The sequence below is a fragment of the Desulfotomaculum sp. OF05-3 genome (assembly GCF_003435535.1).
In the GTDB taxonomy this organism is placed as follows: domain Bacteria; phylum Bacillota; class Clostridia; order Lachnospirales; family Lachnospiraceae; genus Pilosibacter; species Pilosibacter fragilis.
Map to the genome: position 1 here is coordinate 1 of NZ_QWGO01000075.1, position 2,588 is coordinate 2,588.

A 2,588-nucleotide genomic window follows, 5' to 3' on the forward strand; every position below is an offset into this window, starting at 1 on the left:
TGAATATTCCGTTGCGGCGAAGCCGTCTGTCCGGAAAAATGGAAACCACCTGTCCGGATAGGCGGAAACCGCTTTAGGTTATTGCTATGTGCGGCGAAGCCGCCTGTATGTTATTGTGCCTGAGATGGATCCAGTCCATAAACCTCCCTCATGGAAATATCCTTTTCTGGGTCAAGACTCATAATCGGAATCTTGTATGAATCGAATGAGATTCGATCCATGATGGCATCTGTGAGAGGGTTGTCCTTACCACCAAGCTTTTGGTACCAGTCTTCCTCAAGATACTGGGAACAGAAGATCGTGGATGAGTGCTTGCGACGCTTATGAATAAGCTCAAGCAGATTGGCTGAGTCTTTTTCAGTAACTCTCATGAGCAGCCACTCATCCAGGATTAGAAGCGTGGGATTGGTGTATTTTTTCAATGCATCTTTAAAGCGGCCTTCATCTCTGGCCTCTTGTAAGTCCAGGAGCAGATCTGGCACACGGACGTACTTAACGCTGTAATAACGCTTACATGCCTCCATTCCAAACGCACAGGCCAGATATGTTTTTCCACTGCCTGTTGCGCCGGTAATGAAGATGTTACGGTATTCTGTGATGTACTCACAAGTTGCCAGCCGTTCGATCAGGTGGCGGTTTACTTTGCGGTTATGACCGTAATCAACTGCCGCAATCGTTGCGTCTGGCTGCTCGAACTCTGCATTCTTAATCAGTCTTTTCAAACGGCTGTTTTTACGGGATGTATATTCGATATCAACGATCATCCCAAACCGATCATCGAAAGGGATCTCCTTCATGGAGATATCCTGCATCTGGTTACGGAATGCATCGGCCATCGATGTCATGTGCATTTCAATAAGCTTGTCAATTGTACTCTGATTTGTCATGATCTCTTACCTCCGTAATAACGGGCACCACGGGTGATGCCGGACTGGGAACTCTCGTTTGTCTGCTTCTGAGGTGCCTCAGATTTAGCTCCACGATCCGCAGCAAGGATGTTCTTGATACTTTTATAGCTGGGTGAATTCGAGTACTGCAGAGCCTTTGCACAGGCGTTTTCAAGCTGCTGTGAAGACTTCCTCTCAGCAAGCTTCAAAAGGCCCATACAGGCCCTGTAAGACTGCTGCTCCACTCTGCCTGAGGTAAGGATACTGTTTACAACTTTATAGGTATTGATTCCAATTGTTTCTGCCCATTTGCGGAAACGGTCACCGTTCCACTCCAGATATTTCTGGTGATCTGGTGGCATATGTTCGAGTACTGTGGAATACTGCCCAGGACGCCCGTACAGGCGTTTGTGGGAAGCAATTCTCCTGAAATCCTTAAAAATTTCAATGGTGGTATCTGTCACTCGCACATCGACCTTATCTTTGATATACTGATAAGGCACCGAGTAGTACATTTTGTCTACGGCGATGTGATAGTTGAACTGTACTGTGGCGGTACGATGTTCAGCTAATTCAAAGCGGGTGGCAGGCAGGGGCATGAGCAATGGCTTCTCATCTTCGAGAAACAGCTTCTGTCGGCTGCCTTCTTTCTTTTGAAAAGAAGCCGCGTTGTACTTTTTGAGCTTTTTCCTGATTTCCTGGTTCAATTCTTCCAGAGAGAAAAACTGTTCATTACGAAGCGCAGCTGTGATCCATGTAGAGACATGGCCAACATTTCCTTCTACACTTGGCTTATCCTTCGGGGCACGTACCCGGGCCGGAATGATAGCAGTGTTGTAATGCTGTGCCAGTTCCTCATAGGACTTAATCAGGACAGACTCATATTTGTCACTCTGTTTACGGTTCGTTGCTGTAGGAGCATTGTCTGATACCAGAATCGGCGTAACGCCGCCAAAGAACTCGTACATATGGATATGAGCGGTAATCCATGACTTTTGTTGTTCATTGATGAACGCTTCGACAAAAGCATACTGGCTGTAGGTCATAACACCAACAAAGATCCATGCTTCGGTAATTTCACCGGTATCCGGATCAATAATCTTTGCCGGATCACCAGCCCAGTCAACCTCGATCTGCTGGCCTGCTTTCCGCGGGATGTGCATGGTAGCACGGCTTTTTTGCTCGTTCTGCTGAATGTAATAACAGAACTGGGAATACATCAAAGCATCATCACCATTCTGACTGCATTCTTCGAGGTATTCTGTCCAAAGGAGCTTCTTGTTGACACCATTTTTGAGCAATTCCTTACGGATGTAGTCGAAGTCAGGCATCCGCTTGGTGGATTTCGGAGACAAATCTTTTGGAAACATCCGCTGCTCCAACTCAGCATCAGTGAGTGATTCGTCCAGTGGCCAGCTCAGAGATAATTCATCTGCACGTTTCTGGACCTTTACAACTGTCTTTCTTGAAACCTTGAGGCTTTTCTCAATGTCACGAAGAGACAGACCCAAGGCTGTCAGCCTTAGGATTTCACGATATTTGGTCATATGAAGACCTCCCTCATAATGAATTAGCATCAAATTCGATGCTTACATCCATTATAAGAGTGGTTCCCTAATGACCGGAAGAGCGGTTTCCATCAATCCGGAACAATGGTTTCCTCAATCCGGACAAGTGGTGTAAAAGTACCCGTAATATTCA

General features: G+C 46.3%; 2 protein-coding genes. Both read right to left on the bottom strand.

The annotated features are described in order from the left end of the window. Nucleotides 1-110: 110 nt before the first annotated feature. Nucleotides 111-887 (bottom strand): ATP-binding protein, encoded by a 777-nt coding sequence (locus tag DXA87_RS17590; RefSeq protein ID WP_015552542.1) that lies wholly within the window; start codon nt 885-887, stop codon nt 111-113. Then, a complete protein-coding gene (gene istA, locus DXA87_RS17595) occupies nt 884-2,434 on the bottom strand; it encodes an IS21 family transposase (RefSeq protein ID WP_117505583.1) in 1,551 nt (516 codons plus the stop codon). Before istA ends, DXA87_RS17590 begins: the two co-directional genes overlap by 4 nt. Between the last annotated feature and the right edge of the window lie 154 nt (nt 2,435-2,588).

Bases quoted from the DNA above. Each gene is read 5' to 3' on its own strand.
- DXA87_RS17590 (WP_015552542.1), bottom strand. From the start codon at position 887: ATGACAAATCAGAGTACAATTGACAAGCTTATTGAAATGCACATGACA.
- istA (WP_117505583.1), bottom strand. From the start codon at position 2,434: ATGACCAAATATCGTGAAATCCTAAGGCTGACAGCCTTGGGTCTGTCT.